We start from the raw sequence: 18,539 nt of genomic DNA, 5'->3' as shown, positions 1-18,539 counted from the left end.
CCTTCAGCGTGACCTGATAGGCGCCGATATGCTGGGTGATGCCACCGGCCTCGCCCTTCACGACATCGGTGCCGCGCAGCGCATCGAGCAGCGAGGTCTTGCCGTGATCGACATGGCCCATGATCGTGACGACCGGCGGACGCGGACGCAGCGTGTCCTCGGGATCGGTATCGGTTTCGACCGCGATATCGACGTCCGAATCGCTGACGCGCACGATGTTGTGGCCGAATTCGGTCACCAGCAGTTCGGCCGTGTCCTGGTCGATCGTCTGCGTCATCGTGACGGGCATGCCCATCTTGAACAGCGTCTTGACCAGATCGGCACCGCGCTCCGCCATGCGGTTCGCGAGTTCCTGCACCGTGATCGCCTCGGGCACCTGCACGTCGCGGACCTGCTTGGCCTGCGGCTCGCGCGGGCCGCCGAAGCCGCGCTTCTCCTTTTCGCGGGCGCGCTTCAGCGCCGCGAGGCTGCGCGCGCGCGCGCCGTCTTCGTTCAGCGCGCGCGTAACGGTCAGCTTGCCGCCACGCCGCTCGTCACCCTTGCGGTCGCGCTGCTGCGGACGCGCCGGATTGTTGTTGCGCGGGGTCGCCTGACCGCTGGGCAGGCTGCGCGGCGCGTTGCTGCCGCCGGCGGCCGACGCGGGGGCCGCGGCGGTGGGGGCCGACGTCGCGGTCGGTGCCGGGGCAGGCTTGGGCTGCGGCTTAGGAATTTCCGGACGCGCGACCGGCGAGAAACGACGTGGCGCGGGCATCGACGGATCACGACCCAGCCCGAGCGTCGGCGCAGGCACCGGTGCCGCACGGGGGGCGGGGGCGCGCGTCGGGGTCGGAGCGGGAGCGGCCACGACCGGCGCAGCCGCTGCCTCGGCAACCGGGTTGGGAGCGGGGGCAGGAGTCGGGGCCGGCGCGGGTGCTTCGGCAGCCGCGACCGGCGCAGGCGCCGGGGTCGGCTCGGGTGCGGGCTGCGCAGCGACCGGCTCGGGCGCCGCCGGAGCGGGAGCGGGCGTCGGCTCCGCGGCCTTGGCAGCCGCTTCGGCTTCGCTGCGTGCGCGCTCTTCGATGCGGCGACGCTCCTCGTCGGCGGCGCGCTGACGCTCGGCGTCCTCGCGGCGACGGGTTTCTTCCAGCGTGTGCATCCGCTGGTCTTCTGCCTCGCGCAACAGGCGTGCCTGACGCTCCTGCGGCGTCTCGTTCGAGACCGGCGGGCGCGGCGCGGGGCGTGCGGGGGCGACCGGCGCGGCGGGCGCCGGCGTCGGCTCGGGTGCCGGGGTCGCCGCCTCGGGCGCACCGCCTTGCGGACCGAGCACGCGGCGACGCTTCACCTCGACCACCACCGTATTGCTACGGCCGTGGCTGAAGCTCTGCTTCACCTTGCCGGTCTCGACCGTGCGCTTGAGCCCCAGCGGCTGGCGCATTCCGAGTTTCGGCTTGTCGTTGTCGGTCTCGCTCACTCAAATTCCTCGTGCAGTCTCACGGCCGGTAACGGTCGCCCCGGCAATGCCGGGCGCCGATGCGCCTTGCGCGGCCGTAGCGCAAGGTGCTGTATTCAGATCAGGGCCGATAAAGTGCAGCCAACGATCGAGCGCTTCGCTGAGTCGTTTGGCCGCAGCGCGGTCGATGACGCCGATGTGTACCACATTTTCGCGGCCCAGCGCCAATGACAATATGGGGCGCGCCACCGGCAGTGCCAAGCCCCTGACGTCGGAACCTTCGCGATCGGAACCGACGCGCCAAGCCTGCGCCAGCTTGCGGCAGCCGTCCTCCGCCGCGTCGGCGGCATGGTAGAGCGCGTGGAGCTTGCCCGCGCGGGCGGCGGCCTCGATCCGCTCCGCGCCGGTCAGGATCGTGCCGCCGCGCGATTCCAGCCCGAGCCGGTCGAGCGCGTTGCGCTCCAGCGCGGCGGCGATCAGCGCGGGCAGGTCGTCGGGGACGGTCAGCTCGCCGGTCTTGAACGCACGCGCCAGTGCGCCGCGCAATTTGCCCTTGGCGACCGCCTGTTCGAGTTCAGCGCGGTCGACCCCGATCCACGCGCCGCGCCCGGGCGCCTTGGCGCGGACGTCCGGCAGCACTCGCCCGTCGGGGGCGAGCGCCAACCGGATCAGCGCCGCAGGCGACGCGCGCTCGCGGGTGAGGATGCAGGAGCGTTCGGGGGTGCCGTCTACCGTCTCATTGTCGGGGGTCCGCATGTGCGTCTCCCTTGGCAACGGGCGCGTCGCGGTCGGCCAGCAACTGGCCGCCCGCACCGTAATTTTCGGTCGACACTTCCTCGATCACGATCTGCACCGCGGCCGGGTTCTTGCCCAGCCGCGTGACAAGCGACGTCGTGACGTCGGCCACGATCGCCGCTTTCTGCTCACGCGTCGCCGCGCCGGCCAGTCGGATCGATACGAACGGCATCAGGCGTCCTGATCCTCCGACGCCTGCTCGGCGGGCTGCCCGGCGGTCGGCTCGTCGTCGAACCAGTGCGCGCGCGCGGCCATGATGATCTCATTGCCCTGTTCGTCGCTGAGCCCGTATTCACCCAGCACGCCGCCCTTGTTCTCAGCGCGATCGGTGCGGCGCGGCGCGTCGTCGTTGCGGCGGCGTGGCTCGGGGCGCTTCTTCTCGACCAGCTCGTCGGTCGCCAGATCGGCGAGGTCGTCGAGCGTCTTGATCCCGGCCTTGCCGAGCGTGACCAGCATCGCTTCGGTCAGATACGGCAGCTCGGCCAGCGCATCTTCGACGCCCAACGCCTGCCGCTCCTCGCGGTTGGCCTGTTCGCGGCGGTCGAGCGCTTCCTGCGCACGGCTCTGCAATTCCTGCGCGAGATCCTCGTCGAAGCCCTCGATCCCGGCCAGCTCGTCCAGCTCGACATAGGCGACTTCTTCCAGCGCACCGAAGCCTTCGGCGACAAGCAGCTGCGCCAGCGTCTCGTCGACATCAAGCTCGTTCTGGAACGTCTCGGAATTCTTGACGAACTCCTGCTGACGCTTCTCGCTGGCGTCGGTTTCGGTCAGGATGTCGATCGCCTTGGCGGTCAACTGGCTGGCGAGCCGCACGTTCTGGCCGCGACGGCCGATTGCGAGGCTGAGCTGATCGTCGGGGACGACCACCTCGATGCGGTCCTCTTCCTCGTCGATCACCACGCGCGCGACGTTCGCCGGCTGCAACGCATTGACGACGAAGGTGGCGGTGTCGGGCGACCAGGGAATGATGTCGATCTTCTCGCCCTGCATCTCCTGCACCACCGCCTGCACGCGGCTGCCCTTCATGCCGACGCACGCGCCGACCGGATCGATGCTCGAATCGTGCGAGATGACGCCGATCTTGGCGCGGCTGCCGGGATCGCGCGCGGCGGCCTTGATCTCGATGATGCCGTCGTAGATTTCGGGGACTTCCTGCGCGAACAGCTTCTTCATGAAGTCAGGATGTGCGCGGCTGAGGAAGATCTGCGGGCCGCGGTTCTCGCGCACCACCTTCAGGATCAGTGAGCGGATGCGGTCGTTGACGCGCACCACTTCGCGCGGGATCTGCGCGTCGCGGCGGATCACACCCTCCGCGCGGCCGAGATCGACGACGATATGGCCGAACTCGACGCGCTTGACGACACCGGTGATGATCTCGCCGGCGCGTTCCTTGAACTCTTCATACTGGCGCTCGCGCTCGGCATCGCGGACCTTCTGGAAGATCGTCTGCTTGGCGGCCTGCGCCTGGATGCGGCCGAATTCGATCGGGGGCAGCGGGTCGACCAGATAGTCGCCGACGGTCGCGCCCGGCTGCAGCTTCTGCGCGCCGTTGACGTCGACCTGCTTGTAGATGTCGTCGACTTGCTCGACCACTTCGACGACGCGCCACAAGCGCAGGTCGCCGTTATTGGCATCCAGCTTCGCGCGGATGTCCATTTCCTGGCCGTAGCGCGTGCGGGCGGCGCGCTGGATCGCATCCTCCATCGCCTCGATGACGATCGCCTTGTCGATCATCTTCTCCGAAGCGACCGAATTGGCGATCGCGATCAGCTCCGCACGGTTGGCGGTGACGCCGGTGGCCATCAGTGGGTTTCCTCTTCTTCGTCCGTGGACGTCTCTTGAATCTCTTCGTCGGCGCCCTCCATCGAGAGCGGGACAGTGGCTTCGATCAGGCGATCGGTCAGCACCAGCTTGGCATCGGCGATCAACGCGAACGGCACCTGTTCGACCACGCCGGTGCGCGGATGGCGGATCGCGATCATCCCGTCGGCGTCGATGCCCTCCAGGTCGCCCTTGAACTGCTTCTGCCCGTCGACGGCCTCGGTCAGTACGATACGCGCCTCATGCCCGGTCCAGTCGGCGAAGTCCTGCCGGCGGGTCAGGGGACGGTCGATGCCCGGCGACGACACTTCCAGCCGGTACGCGCCCTCGATCGGGTCCTTGCCGGCTTCCTCCAGCGCGTCGAGCTTGTCCGAGATGCGGCGCGACAGTTCGGCGCAATCGTCGATGTTGAGCTGCCGCGTGTCAGGGCGTTCGGCCATGATCTGCAGCGTGCGCTCGTCGTCCTTTCCGAACAGCCGCACGCGCACCAGCGCGAAGCCGAGCGCGTCGGCCTCTGGCTCGATCAACCGGACGAGGGGAGTGATGTCGTTCAAAAGCACCTGCCGCACATGCGTTTCTTGCCGCCGCGGAGCGAGCCCCGCAGCCCCTTATCACCTGACGATGTAAGAGAAAGCACGGTCCATATAGCGCCGGTGCCGTCTGCCCGCAAGCACCTCGCGGGCCGAGGGCGGAACAATGCGCGTGAGGCGGGCTTTTTCGATGAATTCAACGTGAAGTTTTGGGGAGAGTGCCGGGTGCTGTATCGTATCGCGTTCGTCGCGGCCGCGCTGGGCGCCGCCGCCGCATGCAACGGGGAGGATGGCGCAGCGGTGCAGCCGATCGCCGATGCACCGATCGCGCCGGCGCCGACGCCCTCACCGACTCCGTCGCCAACAGGGACGCCGGTCGCCGGAACCCCCTTCGCGCGGGCTGTGATGGCCGACTTCGATGCGCCCTGGGCGATGACGTTCCTGCCCGATCGGCGGATGCTCGTGACCGAGAAGAAGGGCGAACTGCTGCTCGTCGCCGCCGATGGCGCGTCGCGGCGCACGATCGCGACGATCGAGGTCGACTCCGCCGGGCAGGGCGGGTTGATGGACGTCGTGCTCGCCCCCGATTTCGCGACCAGCAAGCGCGTCTATTTCAGCTATTCGGCGGCCGGGCAGGGCGGCAAGGGCGTGGTGCTCGCGCGCGGCATCTTGTCGGGCGAGGCCGGCGCGGAACGGCTGGCCTCGATCGAGACCTTGTACCGCGCCACCCCGCTGGTGACGGGCGACGGCCATTATTCGGGGCGGACCGCCTTTTCGCCCGATGGCCAATATCTGTTCTTCACCAACGGTGACCGGCAGAAATTCACGCCCGCGCAGGACAAGGGCGGATCGCTCGGCAAGGTGCTGCGGCTCACGCCCGATGGCAAGCCTGCGGCGAACAACCCGCTCGCCGCGCAGGGCTTCCTTCCCGAGGTGTGGAGCTATGGCCACCGCAACCTGCTCGGCCTCGCCTTCGACCAGCAGGGCAATCTCTGGCAGCAAGAGATGGGGCCCAAGGGCGGGGACGAACTCAACCTGATCCTGCCCGGTCGTAATTACGGGTGGCCGAACGTGTCGAACGGCTCGAACTACGATGGCAGCGACATTCCCGATCACGCGCCCGGCGATGGCTATGAAGCGCCGAAGGTCTGGTGGAACCCGGTGATCTCACCCGGCGGCCTAATGATCTATTCGGGCGACCTGTTTCCACAGTACAAGGGCGATGCGTTCATCGGCGGACTGTCGTCGCAATCGCTGGTGCGCGTCGACCTCAACGGGACAAATGCGAGCAAGGGCGACCAATGGTCGATGGGCGCGCGCATCCGTGAGGTCGAGCAAGGGCCGGACGGCGCGATCTACGTGCTGGAGGACGGCGGCGACTCGCAGGGTCGATTGTTGCGGCTGACGCCGGCATCGTAAATCTTCGCGAGCCTGCTTGGTAGCAGAAGAAGCGGGATCCCGGGTCAAGCCCGGGATGACCGCAAAGCGAGCCAGGTTACTGTCCTACCCAATCGTCGCCCCTGCGAAGGCAGGGACCCATGTCTGTCGATTGTTGCGGACGGTTCGACGCACCCGCGTTCGCTAATGTGTCACATTCATCGCCCCCACGAATAGTCATAGGCTCCTGCCTTCGCAGGAGCGACGGACCCTTGACGCTGCACCGCAGCATCGCCAGCTATGCGGTTCACCACAAAAGCCGAGATCGGGGAAATCGCATGGCCACTGCCATCGCCGACGTGCGCAACGCACCCGTCGGCTTGATCCATTTGTCGCTCGCGGTCGGCGGGTTTGCGATCGGCACGACCGAATTCGCGACGATGAGCCTGCTGCCCGACATGGCGCGCGACCTCGGCGTCGACGCGCCCACCGCCGGGCACGTCATTAGCGCCTACGCGCTGGGCGTGGTCGTCGGTGCGCCGCTGCTCGCGGTGCTCGGCGCGCGGATGGCGCGGCGGCATCTGCTGATCGCGCTGATGACCCTGTTCGCGCTCGGCAACGCGCTGTCGGCCCTCGCACCGACCTATGGCTGGATGATGCTGTTCCGCTTCATGGCCGGGCTGCCGCACGGCGCGTATTTCGGGATCGCGATGCTGGTCGCGGCGTCGCTGGTCGATCCGGGCAAGCGGACGCAGGCGGTGGCGCGCGTCATGCTGGGGCTGACGGTCGCGACGATCATCGGCGTGCCGCTTGCCAACTTCATGGGGCAATTGCTCGGCTGGCGTTCGTGCTTCATCGTCGTTGCCGGTCTGGCCGCGCTCACCGCGGCGCTGGTCGCGTTTTTCGCACCGCGCGACCGCGGCGATCCCGCCGCCAGCCCGCTGTCGGAGCTGCGCGCGCTGCGCCGGCCGCAGGTGTGGCTGACGCTCGGCATCGGCGCGATTGGCTTCGGCGGGCTGTTCGCGGTCTATACCTATCTGGCCGACACGATGGCTGACGTGACGCAGGTCGGCCCGCGCATGGTGCCGTTCGCGCTTGCCGCGTTCGGCGTCGGGATGACCGCGGGCAATCTGATCGTCCCCCGGTTCGCCGACCGCGCCTTGTTGCCGACCGCAGCCGCGGTGCTGGTGTGGAGCATCGCCGCGTTGCTGCTCTGGCCGCTGGCGGCACAGCATTTCGCGACCGTGCTGGTGGCGATGGTCGCGATCGGGATCGGCGGATCGCTCGGCACCGTGCTCCAGACGCGACTGATGGACGTGGCCGGCGACGCGCAGGCGCTCGCCGCTGCGCTCAATCATTCGGCGTTCAACACCGCCAATGCGCTGGGTCCGTGGCTGGGCGGGATGGCGATCGCCGCGGGCTGGGGCTGGACGTCGACCGGCCCGGTCGGGGCAGCGCTCGCGGTCGCGGGGCTGGTCGTGCTGGGCGTGTCCTGGGCCGTGGACCGCCGCGCCGCTACATGACGATGCCCGGCTTCGCCTCCGCGATCGCCGCCAGCACCATCCGCTCCCACACCGCAACGTCGCCCGCCGCCGCCATCGCCGGGCTCGGCGCACGCATGGTATGCAGCACCGCGATCGCATCATCGCGGTGATCCTTCCACTGCGCGTCGACCAGCGCGCTGGGCGACTCGACCGTGCCATGACCGTTGGCGCTTAGATGCTGCGCCGCCAGCACGCGCGCGATCCGCTCGACGACCGGGGAGGTGGCAGTGTCCATGGCGTTCTCCTTCTCCTGACGCATTAACGTTCCGCGCGCGTGACGGCTCCAATCGGCGATTGACTTGCGGGCGGCGGTGCGTAGAGGCGAAGCGTCGATGCCGGGAGACCGGCATGAGCAGGCGCGGGAGAGCGCGGCCGCCTTTCAGGCATTCAGCCGCCGCCGAAGGAGCAACCACCCCGGAATCTCTCAGGCAGCAGGGACCGCGCTAGCAGATCGACACTCTGGAAAGCGGTGCGCGGCTTCGGCGGCGTGCCCACCGAAGGGGTAACCCGGATGCGGGGAAAGCTCTCAGGTTCCGTGACAGAGGGGGAAACCGGATCGCGAGCGGGCGTAGACGCCCGTGTGCGGAAGGCCCCTTGCGACGGAAGACCGACACGATGAGCGAAGCGCCCAATATCCACGCCGAAGACGACGGTTTCGAGCCGCTGGAAATCCTGACGCTCCCGCTCGACGCCTGGCACCGCGCAAAGGGCGGCCGCATGGTCGAGTTCGCCGGCTATCACATGCCTGTACAATACGAGGGCATCATGGCTGAGCATCTGTGGACGCGCGAGAACGCCGGGCTGTTCGACGTCAGCCACATGGGCCAGCTCTCGATCACCGGTGAGGGCGTCGCGACTGCGCTCGAGGCGCTGATGCCCGCCGCGATCAGCGATGCGCCGCTTAACAAGGCGCGCTACTCGCTGCTGCTCAACGACGAGGGCGGGGTGCTCGACGATCTGATGCTGACGCCGCAGACGCCTGACCGCATCTACATGGTCGTTAACGGCGCGACCAAGTACGACGATGTCGCGCATATGGTCGAGCATTTGCCCGACGACGTCACGCTCAACATGATGGAAGAGCATGCGTTGCTCGCGGTGCAGGGGCCGAAGGCGGTCGAAGCGGTCGCGCGGCTGGTGCCCGGCGTTGCGGCGCTGACCTTCATGCAGGCCGGCGCGTTCGAATGGAACGGCCATGCGCTTTGGATCAGCCGTTCGGGCTACACCGGCGAGGACGGGGTCGAGATGTCGGTGCCTGCCGAGGCTGCCGAGGCGTTCGCCGATGCGCTGGTCGCGCAGCCCGAGATCAAGCCGATCGGGCTCGGCGCGCGCGACTCGCTCCGGTTGGAGGCGGGACTGCCGCTCTACGGCCACGACCTCGATCCCGCGATCACTCCGGTGCAGGCCGATCTCGGCTTCGCGCTGTTCAAGCGCCGTCGCGAGGCCGCCGATTTTCCCGGTGCCGCCCGCATCCTTGCCGAGCGCGAGAACGGCCCCGCCACCAAGCGCGTCGGGCTGCTGGTCGAGGGGCGTCAGCCGGTGCGCGAGGGAGCGGACGTGCTCGACGCCGCGGGCGCGGTTGTCGGCCGCGTCACCAGCGGCGGCTTCGCGCCGAGCGTCGGCGCGCCGATCGCGATGGCGTACGTCCCGCTCGCCGATGCCGTGCCCGGCACCGTCGTTACCCTGTCACAGCGTGGCAAGGCGCATCGCGCCACCGTCACTGCGATGCCGTTCGTTCCCCACCGCTACTTCCGAGGAGTGAAGTAAAGATGAGCCGTTATTTCACCGAGGATCACGAGTGGATCGACGTCGATGGCGACATCGGCACGGTCGGCATCAGCGACTATGCGCAAAGCCAGCTCGGCGACATCGTCTTCGTCGAAGTGCCTGACGCGGGCCGGTCGCTTGGTAAGGGCGACGAGGCCGCAGTGGTCGAGAGCGTCAAGGCCGCGTCGGACGTCTATTCGCCCGTCTCGGGGAACGTGCTCGAAGGCAATCCGGCGCTGACCGACGAGCCGGCGCTGGTCAACAGCGACCCGGAAGGCGAAGGCTGGTTCTTCAAGATCACGCTGTCGGACGCGTCCGAGCTGGACGCGCTGATGGACGAAGCCGCCTACGCCGCATTCGTCGCGAAGCTGTGATGTAACGATAACCCCTCCCTTTTAAGGAGGGGTTGGGGAGGGTGCGTGCTCGTATACGGCAACGCCGCGCGAGCCCGCTGCCCGTACCCCCGGACGACACCCACCCCCGGCCCCTCCCTTGAAAGGGAGGGGAGGAGCACTCGATGCGCTACCTGCCCCTGACCCCCACCGATCGCCAGGACATGCTGGCCGTCATCGGCGCGTCGTCGATCGACGACCTGTTCGCCGACGTGCCCGAAGCCGCGCGGCTCGACGGCCCGATCCACGACCTTCCGATGCACGCCAGCGAGCTGGCGGTCGAACGCCACATGGCCGCGCTCGCGCGCCAGAACACGGTGGCGGGCGACGTGCCGTTCTTCCTGGGCGCGGGGGCGTATCGCCACCATGTGCCGGCGAGCGTCGATCACCTGATCCAGCGCGGCGAGTTCCTCACCGCCTACACGCCGTATCAGCCGGAGATCGCGCAGGGCACGCTCCAGATGCTGTTCGAGTTCCAGACGCAGGTCGCCGCCTTGCTCGGCACCGACGTCGCGAACGCCAGCATGTACGACGGGTCGACCGCATGCTGGGAAGCGATCGGCATGGCGCGCCGGATCACGCGGCGCGGCAAGGCGATCCTGTCGGGCGGGCTGCACCCGCATTACGTCTCGGTCGCCAGGACGATGGCAAAATATACCGGCGACGTGCTCGACACCGCGCTGCCGACGCTCGCCGCCGAGACCGACCTCGAAGCGCTGATCGCGAAGATCGACGCCGATACGTCGTGCGTGGTCGTGCAATATCCCGACATCCTCGGCCGCATCGCCGATCTGACCCCGCTCGCGGATGCCTGTCATGCGAAGAAGGCGCTGCTGATCGCGGTCGTGACCGAGCCGGTCGCGCTCGGCGCGATCCGGTCACCGGGCGAGATGGACGCCGATATCGTCGTCGGCGAGGGCCAGTCGCTCGGCGTCGGGCTCCAGTTCGGGGGGCCTTATGTCGGGCTGTTCGGCTGCAAGGAGAAATACGTCCGTCAGATGCCGGGCCGGCTGTGCGGGCAGACGGTGGATGCCGAAGGTCGCCGTGGCTTCGTCCTGACGCTGTCGACGCGCGAGCAGCATATCCGCCGCGAGAAGGCGACCAGCAACATCTGCACCAATTCCGGGCTGTGCGCGCTGGCCTTCTCGATCCACATGACCTTGCTGGGCGAGGCGGGGCTGCGACGGCTCGCGGCGCTCAACCACGCCGGCGCGTGCCGGGCGGCGGACCGGCTGGCAAAGGTGCCGGGCGTCCGCGTCGTCAACGACACCTTCTTCAACGAGTTCACGCTCGACATCGGGCGGGAGGCGCGGCCGGTCGTGCGCGATCTCGCCGACCAGGGCGTGCTGGCGGGCGTGTCGCTCGGCCGGCTCTACCCGGGTGAGGAGGCGCTGGCGAACGGGCTGATCGTCGCGGTCACCGAGACCGCGACTGACGAGGATATCGAGGCGTTGGCGACCGCGCTTCAGGAGGCACTGGCATGAGCATCAACGCAAGCGGCTGGAAGCCGACCGCCCCCGTCAAGGGCGAGGGCGCTGCGCCCACCTTCACCGGCAACAAGGCGCTGATGCTCGAAGAGCCGCTGATCTTCGAGATCGGCTCGACTGAGACGACCGGCGTCGATTTCGCGGACGGCGACGTGGCTGGCGCGCGGCTCGGCGAGCTGACGCGCAAGAGTGCGATCGGCCTCCCCGGCCTGTCGGAGCAGGAGACGGTGCGCCACTATACCCGCCTCAGCCGACAGAATTACGCGATCGACCTCGGGCTGTTCCCGCTCGGCTCGTGCACGATGAAGCACAATCCGCGCCTCAATGAGAAGGTCGCGCGGATGCCGGGCTTCGCCGACATCCACCCGCTCCAGCCGGTCGACACCGTCCAAGGTGCGCTGGGCGTCATCAACGAACTGGCGGTGTGGCTCATCAAGCTAACCGGCATGCATGGCGTCGCGATGAGCCCCAAGGCCGGCGCGCATGGTGAGCTGTGCGGCATCCTGTGCATCAAGGCGGCGCTGGAGAAGCGCGGCGAGGGCCATCGCAAGATCGTGCTGGTGCCCGAGAGCGCGCACGGCACCAACCCGGCGACTGCGGCCTTCGCGGGCTTCACCGTCGAGGATATCCCCGCCACCGCCGACGGGCGCGTCGACACTGCGGCGCTGAAGGCACGGCTGGGGCCGGACGTGGCGGCGGTGATGATCACCAACCCGAACACCTGCGGGCTGTTCGAGCGCGATCTCAAGGAGATCAGCGATGCGGTCCATGCCGCGGGCGGTTACGTCTATTGCGACGGCGCGAACTTCAACGCGATCGTCGGGCGCGTGCGGCCGGGCGACCTCGGCGTCGACGCGATGCACATCAATCTGCACAAGACCTTCTCGACCCCGCACGGCGGCGGCGGGCCGGGCTCGGGGCCGGTGGTGCTGTCGGAGGCGCTCGCGCCGTTCGGCCCGCTGCCGTACACCGCGCGAACGAAGGACGGATATGTCCATCTGATCGAGGAAGAGCGCGCCGAGGAATTCTCGAACGAGCATTTCGAGGGCAAGCTGGACAGCTTCGGCCGGATGGTTGCCTTCCACGGCCAGATGGGCATGTTCACCCGCGCGCTGGCCTATATCCTCAGCCACGGCGCCGACGGCCTGAAGCAGGTCGCCGAGGATGCGGTGCTCAACGCCAATTACGTGCTGCGCTCGCTGGAGGACGTGCTCGACGCGCCGTTCGCGGGGTCGGGACCTTGCATGCACGAGGCGATCTTCTCGGATAAGGGCTTCGCCGCCGGCTTCTCGACCATCGACGCTGCCAAGGCGCTGATCGACGAGGGCTTCCACCCGATGACCATGTATTTCCCGCTGGTCGTCCACGGCGCGATGCTGATCGAACCGACCGAGACCGAGAGCCGTGCCGCGCTCGACCAGTTCATCGGCGCGCTGCGTTCGGTGGCGGAGCGGGCGAAGGCCGGCGACCCGTCGCTCAAGACCGCCCCGCACTTCGCCCCACGCGCGCGCCTCGACGAGACGCTCGCGGCGCGCAAGCCGGTGCTGACGTGGAAGCCGCCGATCGATCAGGCCGAGGCGGCTGAATAGGCTGCCGCCGCCATTGCGAGCGTAGCGAAGCAATCCAGGGCCACATCTGGACGCTCTGGATTGCGTCGCCACGCTCGCAATGACGGGACCGCGCTCAATCCTCAGGTGCAGCCGTCACCGTCTGCTGTTTCCCCAGCCGCTGCTCGCGCCACACGATGAACAAGCCGCTCGCGATAATCACCGGTGCGCCCACCCACGTCATCGCGCTCGGCAACACCCCGAACAGCAGCCAGCCGTAGAGCGTCGCCCAGATCAGCCCCGAATAGTCCATCGGCACCACCGTCGTCACCGGCGCCAGCTTCGCCGCGCCCGTCAGCGCCAGTTGCCCGCACCCGCCCACCACGCCGATCGCGGCGAGGTTCAGCCACGTCAGCGGATCGTGCACCTTGAGATGAAACGCATAGGGCACCGCGATCAGCGGCAGCGTCAGCACCGAAAACCAGAATACCGTCGTCCCCGACGGCTCGTCGCGTAGTTGCCGCAGCAGGATCGCGACGAGCGCGACGAACAACGCCGCGAGCAACCCGACGATCGCCCCGAACAGCGGCACGTGCGCGCCACCACCCGGCTGTGCGACGATCAGCACGCCGACGAACCCGACCAGCACCGCCCCCCAGCGCTGCACCCCGGTGCGCTCGCCCAGCACCAGCGCGCCGAGGACCGTCGCAAAGATCGGCACCGTGAACTGAAACGTCGTTGCCTCGGCGAGCGGCAACAACAGCACCGCACCGAACGTGAACACCATGCCGACCACGCCGACCAGCGACCGCGCCAGATGCCCCTTGATCCGCGTCGTCCGCAGCGACCCCAGCCCACGCGTCGCCGCGACGAACCCCAGCACCACCGGCAATGCGCAGGCCTGTCGCCAGAACATCGTCTCGGGCAGCGACGCGCCGCGCGTCTCGGCCAGCTTCACCAGCGCCGACATCGTGGAGAGGAAGAAAATCGCCAGCAGGCGCAGGGCGATGCCCTTCAGGACGCGATCACCCGACATGGTGACGTCCCTAACCGCCGCACTCCGCCAAAGGAACCCCGCGCGTTGCCGCTTGGCGAGTGGGCGCTTTTGCCGCTATCGCCGCGCGCATGAAACATGCGCTCCCCGTCACCCGCGAGGCCGATTTCGCCGCCTGGTATCAATCCGTCATCACCGAGGCCGACATGGCCGAGGAATCGGGCGTGCGTGGCTGCATGGTCATCCGGCCGTGGGGCTATGGCATCTGGGAGCGGTTCCAGCGGCTGCTCGACGATCGCATCAAGGCGACCGGGCACGAGAATTGCTATTTCCCGGTCTTCATCCCGCTCAGCTATTTCGAGCAGGAAGCGAGCCATGTCGAAGGCTTCGCCAAGGAGATGGCGGTCGTCACCCATCACCGGCTGATCGCGGACGGGAAGGGCGGGCTGGTCCCCGATCCCGCCGCGAAGCTGGAGGAGCCGCTCGTGGTGCGCCCGACCAGCGAGACGGTGATCGGCCACGCCTTCGCGCGCTGGGTGCAATCGTGGCGCGACCTGCCGGTGCTCATCAACCAATGGGCGAACGTCGTCCGTTGGGAGATGCGCACGCGCATGTTCCTGCGCACCGCCGAATTCCTGTGGCAGGAGGGCCATACCGCGCACGCGACGGCTGACGAAGCGCGCGAGGAAACGCTCAAGATGCTAGAGGTCTATCGCGACTTCGCCGAGAATTGCGTCGCGGTGCCGGTGATCGCGGGCGAGAAGCCCGAGAACGAGCGTTTCCCGGGCGCGGTCGGCACCTGGTCGATCGAGGCGATGATGCAGGACGGCAAGGCGCTCCAGGCCGGCACCTCGCACTTCCTCGGGACCAATTTCGCCAAGGCGCAGAACATCCGCTTTCAGAATGCCGAGGGGCAGCTGGAACATGCCCAGACGACGAGTTGGGGCGTGTCGACGCGGATGATCGGCGCGCTGATCATGGTGCACGGCGACGACGACGGCCTGCGCGTGCCGCCGCGCGTCGCGCCGTGGCAGGTGGTGATCGTCCCGATGCTCCGCGATACACCCGAGGACGAGGCGCTGGTAAGCTATTGCCGCGAATTGCAGCAGGCGCTGGCGGCGGAGAGCGCGTTTGGCGAGCCGGTACGCGCCTTGCTCGACCTCAAGCCGGTCAAGGCGACGAACAAGCGCTGGAGTTGGATCAAGAAAGGCGCGCCGCTCGTGATTGAAGTCGGCGGGCGCGACATGGCCGCGGGCAACATTTCGGTGATCCGCCGCGATCGCCTGTATCGCGAGGATGGCAAGCTCGACAGCGCCGCCGTGGCGCGTGACGGCTTTGCCGGCGACGTCGCGGCGCTGCTCACGGATATCCAGCAGGCGCTGTTCGATCAGGCCAAGGCGCGGCTGGACGCGAACATCGCCCCGGCCAGCGATTGGGCGCAGGTCGAGACGCGTTTCGCCGAGGGCGCGAAGAACCCCGGCTGGCTGGAAGTGCAATGGTCGCGCCCGACCGGCGCGGCGCTCGACGTGGTGGTCGAGCGGTTGAAGGCGCTCAAGCTGACGCTCCGCAACGCGCCTATGGGGCAGGCGGCGGCGGACGGCGCGTGCATTTTCACCGGCGACGGCGCGGTGGAGCGCGTGCTGGTCGGCCGGGCGTACTGACGCCAACCAACCCGAATTATCACCCCGGCGGAGGCCGCGGCCCAGTTGGGAAACGTCGCCGTATAACGACGAGCGGCCCGCCACTGGACCCCGGCCTCCGCCGGGGTGACGAGACAGTTTAGAACCGCGTCCGCAGCGTCAGGCCGTAGGTCCGCGGCTCGGCTAGGAACGACGCGAACAGCTGGTTGCCGACCCCGCCGAACGCCTGCACCTGCTGCTGGCTGCCCGCGCCCTGGAACGGCGCGTTGAACGCCACCTGCTGATACTCGGTGTCGAGCAAATTCTGCGCCCACACCTCAATCGCCCAGCGATCCTGATTGCCGCGCAGGCCGATGCGCGCGTTCAGCAACGTGAAGCCGTCCTGCGTCTTCTCGACGAACAGGTCGGAGCCGGTATTGTAATCCGACACCGTCCGCTGATCGACGTAGAATAGCGCCGACATGCCGCTGCTGCCGATCGGCGGGTTCCAGCTCACCGACGTGGTGATGACGTTGCGCGGCGCGTTCGACATTTGCGATCCCGACAGCAGGAACAGCGCCGGATCGAGCGCCGCACCCGCGTCCGACCCGACCAGATTGCGGCGATATTTCGTGTCGGCGAACGTATAGCCCATGTTGATCGCGAGATGCTCGACCGGGTAGATTCCGGCCTCCGCCTCGAACCCTTGGCTGACCACGCCGTAACGCACGTCGCCGGTGCACGCGCCGGTGGCGAGCGAATTGTCGCGATCGGCGCCGTTCAGCCCGTCCGAGCAGGAGCCGATATTTTCGACGACGTAATTGGTGCCATTGAAGGTATTCAGCTGGAAATTCTTGAACTCGGAGCGGAAGCCGGCAAGGTTGAAGGTGAACTGCCGGCTCGAATATTTCAGCCCGACTTCGTAGGCGTTGACCGTTTCCGGATCGAAGCGCAGCCGGCTGGCGTCGATATTGGCGATCGTCGCCGCGGTATAGGCGTCGCCCAGATCCGAACGGTCGAGATTGTATCCGCCCGCCTTGTAGCCGCGCGAATAGCTGGCATAGGTCATCAGCCGGTCGGTCGGCTTCCAGCTCAGCACCGCGGTGCCGGTCACCTGATTTTCGCGCAGCTTGTCGCTGATCGTGCGGCCGTTGAGCGCGCTCGACGAATTGCCGGTGCAGGCGAGGGTGGCGATGCCGCGGGTCAGCGCGGCGAGCTGCGCATTGTTGAACAGATTTCCGCCCGGCCCGGCGCCCAGCAGTGCCTGCACCTGCGGGCAGACGGTGTTGTTGTTGCCGAACGTCGCGTCGAAATCCTTCTGTTCGCGGGTCCAGCGCAGGCCGGCGGTCAACGACAATTTGTCCGTCAACCGGAAGATGTTGTGCGTAAAGACCGCGAAGCTCTTGCTGTTCTGGTTATAAACGTCGCGCGTCGTGCCGAGGTCGTTGAGCGTCGACAGCAGGCGGATGCTGCCCAGCACGATCGGCGTCGCGGCCCCGAACGCCGCGGTCGTGCCCGGCACTTGGCCCTGCAGGATCGCCGACCCCGCCGCGCTCAGGCACCCCGGGTTCGCCGGGTTGCGCAGCGCTGCGTTGGGGTTGATCGTCGCGACGATCCGGCACGCGGCGAACGCGCCGTAATCGCGCCCGAACTTCAGATTGTCGACGACCTGCAGATCCTCGTTGCTGAAGAAGCCGCCGATCAGCCAGTTGAGCCGATCGCCGAACGCCTCACCGTTCAGCCGCAATTCCTGCGTGAAGGTATGGAAACGCCGGTAATTGTTGCCGTCATCGGGTCGATAGCCGATGTCGAGCACATTGGCGTCGATGTCGTTCGCGCCGTCCGACTTGTATTCGCGATAGGCGGTGATCGAGGTTAGCGCCGCACTGCCCAGGTTCCAGTCGATCTGCCCCGAGCCGCCGTAATCCTTGGTGACGTTCGCATAGGCGCGGCCCGGCGTAAACGCGATGCGGCGGCTATACGGATCGCTGCCCGCCGGGAACACGCTGCCCGCCGGATAGCCGCGCAGTGCCGCGACCTGCTGCATCACGCTGACGATGCGATTTCCCGCCGGATTGATCGCATAATCGCCCGGCGTGCCCGGGGTCGGATCGGTCTTTTCCCGCGTGTCGACATAGACCGCGCCGCAGCATTTCTCGTTGCGCCACGTATAGTCGCCGATCAGCCGCACCGAGAAATCGGGCGACGGCTCCAGCAGCAATTGCCCGCGCACGAACCAGCGGTTGCGGTCGTTGTAATCGGTGTCGTTGACGACGTCGCGGTAGAAGCCGTCGCGCTTCGAGGCGACGCCATCAATGCGGAACGCGAGCAGGTCCTTGACGATCGGCCCGGTGATCGCCCCCGCGACGCGATAGAAGTCGTAATTGCCGTACGTGCCCTCGGCATAACCGCCAAAGTCGAACGACGGCGCCTTGGTATAGATGTTGATCGCGCCGGCCGAGGAATTGCGCCCCGACAGCGTGCCCTGCGGACCGCGCAACACTTCGACGCGGTCGACCTCGCCCAGATCGTTGAGCCCCGAGCCGGTGCGGCTGCGATAGACGCCGTCGATGAACACCGTGACCGAACTTTCCAGTCCCGGATTGTCGCCGACCGTGCCGATGCCGCGCACGCGCGCCGAGGCGTTCGCCTCCGATCCGGTCGACGACACGTTCAGCGACGGTGCGAGCTGCGCGAGCTGACGGATGTCGGTCGCGCCCGAATTCTGCAAGGCGGCTTGGCTGACCGCGTTGATCGAGATCGGCACGTCGGCCAGCCGCTCGGCACGGCGGGTGGCCGTGACCACGATGTCGCCGGCGTTGAGCATGCCGGTGTCGCCGGCTTGCGCGGGGGTGGTGTTGCTTTGCCCGGCCACCGCGGCGTTGGTGGTGACGGGGCTCGTCTGGTCCTGCGCCAGGGCCGGCATTGCCAGCACCGCAGCGGCGGTGGACAGAAGGGTGGCGGTAAGACGCATGGCGCTATCTCTCTCCCAATGTCATCCGAACTCTTTGAAGGTTCGGTATCGGGTGAGCGTAACGCAGAAGCCGCCTGCGTCCAGCCATTTTAGAAGATCGGCCGGCGATTTTGGAAAACACTGTCCGATAAATGCAACGCCGCCGCGCGTATCGGGCGCGGCGGACGTTACGGCAGCCTGAATAATCCGGCGCGGTTACTTGGGCGCGAGCACCATCAGCATCTGGCGGCCTTCCATGCGCGGATAGGCTTCGACCTTGGCGA

Annotated in this window: 15 protein-coding genes, 1 pseudogene and 1 riboswitch; of the genes and pseudogenes, 7 read left to right on the top strand and 9 right to left on the bottom strand. The window is 67.7% G+C overall.

What is annotated here, in order from left to right; genetic code table 11:
• The 5 genes from AADI75_RS13960 to rimP all read right to left on the bottom strand — a co-directional run.
• Positions 1–1,450, bottom strand: a 1,450-nt coding sequence (locus tag AADI75_RS13960) for a translation initiation factor IF-2 N-terminal domain-containing protein (protein ID WP_341209614.1), incomplete at its 3' end; no start/stop codon positions are given.
• Positions 1,451–2,185: a DUF448 domain-containing protein gene (locus AADI75_RS13955; RefSeq protein ID WP_341209613.1), complete on the bottom strand. Its 735-nt coding sequence runs from the start codon at positions 2,183–2,185 to the stop codon at positions 1,451–1,453.
• On the bottom strand, positions 2,166–2,396 hold the full coding sequence (locus tag AADI75_RS13950; protein ID WP_184039508.1) for a 4-oxalocrotonate tautomerase family protein: 231 nt from the start codon (positions 2,394–2,396) through the stop codon (positions 2,166–2,168). Before AADI75_RS13950 ends, AADI75_RS13955 begins: the two co-directional genes overlap by 20 nt.
• On the bottom strand, positions 2,396–4,027 hold the full coding sequence (nusA, locus tag AADI75_RS13945) for a transcription termination factor NusA (RefSeq protein ID WP_341209612.1): 1,632 nt from the start codon (positions 4,025–4,027) through the stop codon (positions 2,396–2,398). Before nusA ends, AADI75_RS13950 begins: the two co-directional genes overlap by 1 nt.
• The gene (rimP, locus tag AADI75_RS13940) at positions 4,027–4,614 is read right to left on the bottom strand and encodes a ribosome maturation protein RimP (RefSeq protein WP_341209611.1); all 588 of its coding nucleotides are present in this window, start codon (positions 4,612–4,614) and stop codon (positions 4,027–4,029) included. Before rimP ends, nusA begins: the two co-directional genes overlap by 1 nt.
• Positions 4,615–4,899: 285 nt before the next feature.
• Between rimP and AADI75_RS13935 the strand changes: the two genes are divergently transcribed.
• A complete protein-coding gene (locus tag AADI75_RS13935) occupies positions 4,900–5,994 on the top strand; it encodes a PQQ-dependent sugar dehydrogenase (RefSeq protein WP_341209615.1) in 1,095 nt (364 codons plus the stop codon).
• A gap of 296 nt (positions 5,995–6,290) precedes the next feature.
• Complete coding sequence (locus AADI75_RS13930) at positions 6,291–7,475, top strand: MFS transporter (protein ID WP_341209610.1); 1,185 nt, start codon at positions 6,291–6,293, stop codon at positions 7,473–7,475.
• On the opposite strand, the gene AADI75_RS13925 is transcribed toward AADI75_RS13930, so the two are convergent.
• A complete protein-coding gene (locus AADI75_RS13925; protein WP_028966099.1) occupies positions 7,468–7,731 on the bottom strand; it encodes a hypothetical protein in 264 nt (87 codons plus the stop codon). The genes AADI75_RS13930 and AADI75_RS13925 overlap by 8 nt on opposite strands.
• 114 nt (positions 7,732–7,845) lie before the next feature.
• Positions 7,846–7,947: riboswitch (glycine riboswitch) on the top strand.
• Positions 7,948–8,111: 164 nt separating this feature from the next.
• Between AADI75_RS13925 and gcvT the strand changes: the two genes are divergently transcribed.
• The 4 genes from gcvT (at position 8,112) to gcvPB (ending at position 12,731) form a co-directional block, all read left to right on the top strand.
• The gene (gene gcvT, locus AADI75_RS13920; protein ID WP_341209609.1) at positions 8,112–9,263 is read left to right on the top strand and encodes a glycine cleavage system aminomethyltransferase GcvT; all 1,152 of its coding nucleotides are present in this window, start codon (positions 8,112–8,114) and stop codon (positions 9,261–9,263) included.
• A 2-nt stretch (positions 9,264–9,265) separates the two neighbouring features.
• Positions 9,266–9,637, top strand: a complete 372-nt coding sequence (gene gcvH / locus AADI75_RS13915) for a glycine cleavage system protein GcvH (protein ID WP_341209608.1) — start codon at positions 9,266–9,268, stop codon at positions 9,635–9,637.
• A gap of 143 nt (positions 9,638–9,780) precedes the next feature.
• Complete coding sequence (gene gcvPA, locus AADI75_RS13910) at positions 9,781–11,139, top strand: aminomethyl-transferring glycine dehydrogenase subunit GcvPA (protein ID WP_341209607.1); 1,359 nt, start codon at positions 9,781–9,783, stop codon at positions 11,137–11,139.
• Positions 11,136–12,731, top strand: coding sequence for an aminomethyl-transferring glycine dehydrogenase subunit GcvPB (gene gcvPB, locus AADI75_RS13905; protein WP_341209606.1), 1,596 nt, complete (start codon positions 11,136–11,138; stop codon positions 12,729–12,731). Before gcvPA ends, gcvPB begins: the two co-directional genes overlap by 4 nt.
• Before the next feature lie 94 nt (positions 12,732–12,825).
• Here the strand turns inward: gcvPB and AADI75_RS13900 are convergent, their stop codons facing one another.
• Positions 12,826–13,725, bottom strand: coding sequence for a DMT family transporter (locus AADI75_RS13900; protein ID WP_341209605.1), 900 nt, complete (start codon positions 13,723–13,725; stop codon positions 12,826–12,828).
• An 89-nt stretch (positions 13,726–13,814) separates the two neighbouring features.
• On the opposite strand from AADI75_RS13900, the gene proS reads away from it, so the two are divergent.
• Positions 13,815–15,344, top strand: coding sequence for a proline--tRNA ligase (gene proS, locus AADI75_RS13895; RefSeq protein WP_341209604.1), 1,530 nt, complete (start codon positions 13,815–13,817; stop codon positions 15,342–15,344).
• 118 nt (positions 15,345–15,462) lie between these two features.
• On the opposite strand, the gene AADI75_RS13890 is transcribed toward proS, so the two are convergent.
• Together AADI75_RS13890 and AADI75_RS13885 are read right to left on the bottom strand one after the other, a co-directional pair.
• Complete coding sequence (locus AADI75_RS13890; protein ID WP_341209603.1) at positions 15,463–18,276, bottom strand: TonB-dependent receptor; 2,814 nt, start codon at positions 18,274–18,276, stop codon at positions 15,463–15,465.
• 195 nt (positions 18,277–18,471) lie between these two features.
• Positions 18,472–18,539: pseudogene (locus tag AADI75_RS13885) on the bottom strand (translation initiation factor IF-3); the annotation flags it as partial.

Source organism: uncultured Sphingomonas sp., from assembly GCF_964021865.1.
Classification (GTDB): Bacteria; Pseudomonadota; Alphaproteobacteria; order Sphingomonadales; family Sphingomonadaceae; genus Sphingomonas.
The sequence above is the reverse complement of the archived record's forward strand: the minus strand, read 5'-3'. Positions and strand labels throughout refer to the sequence as shown.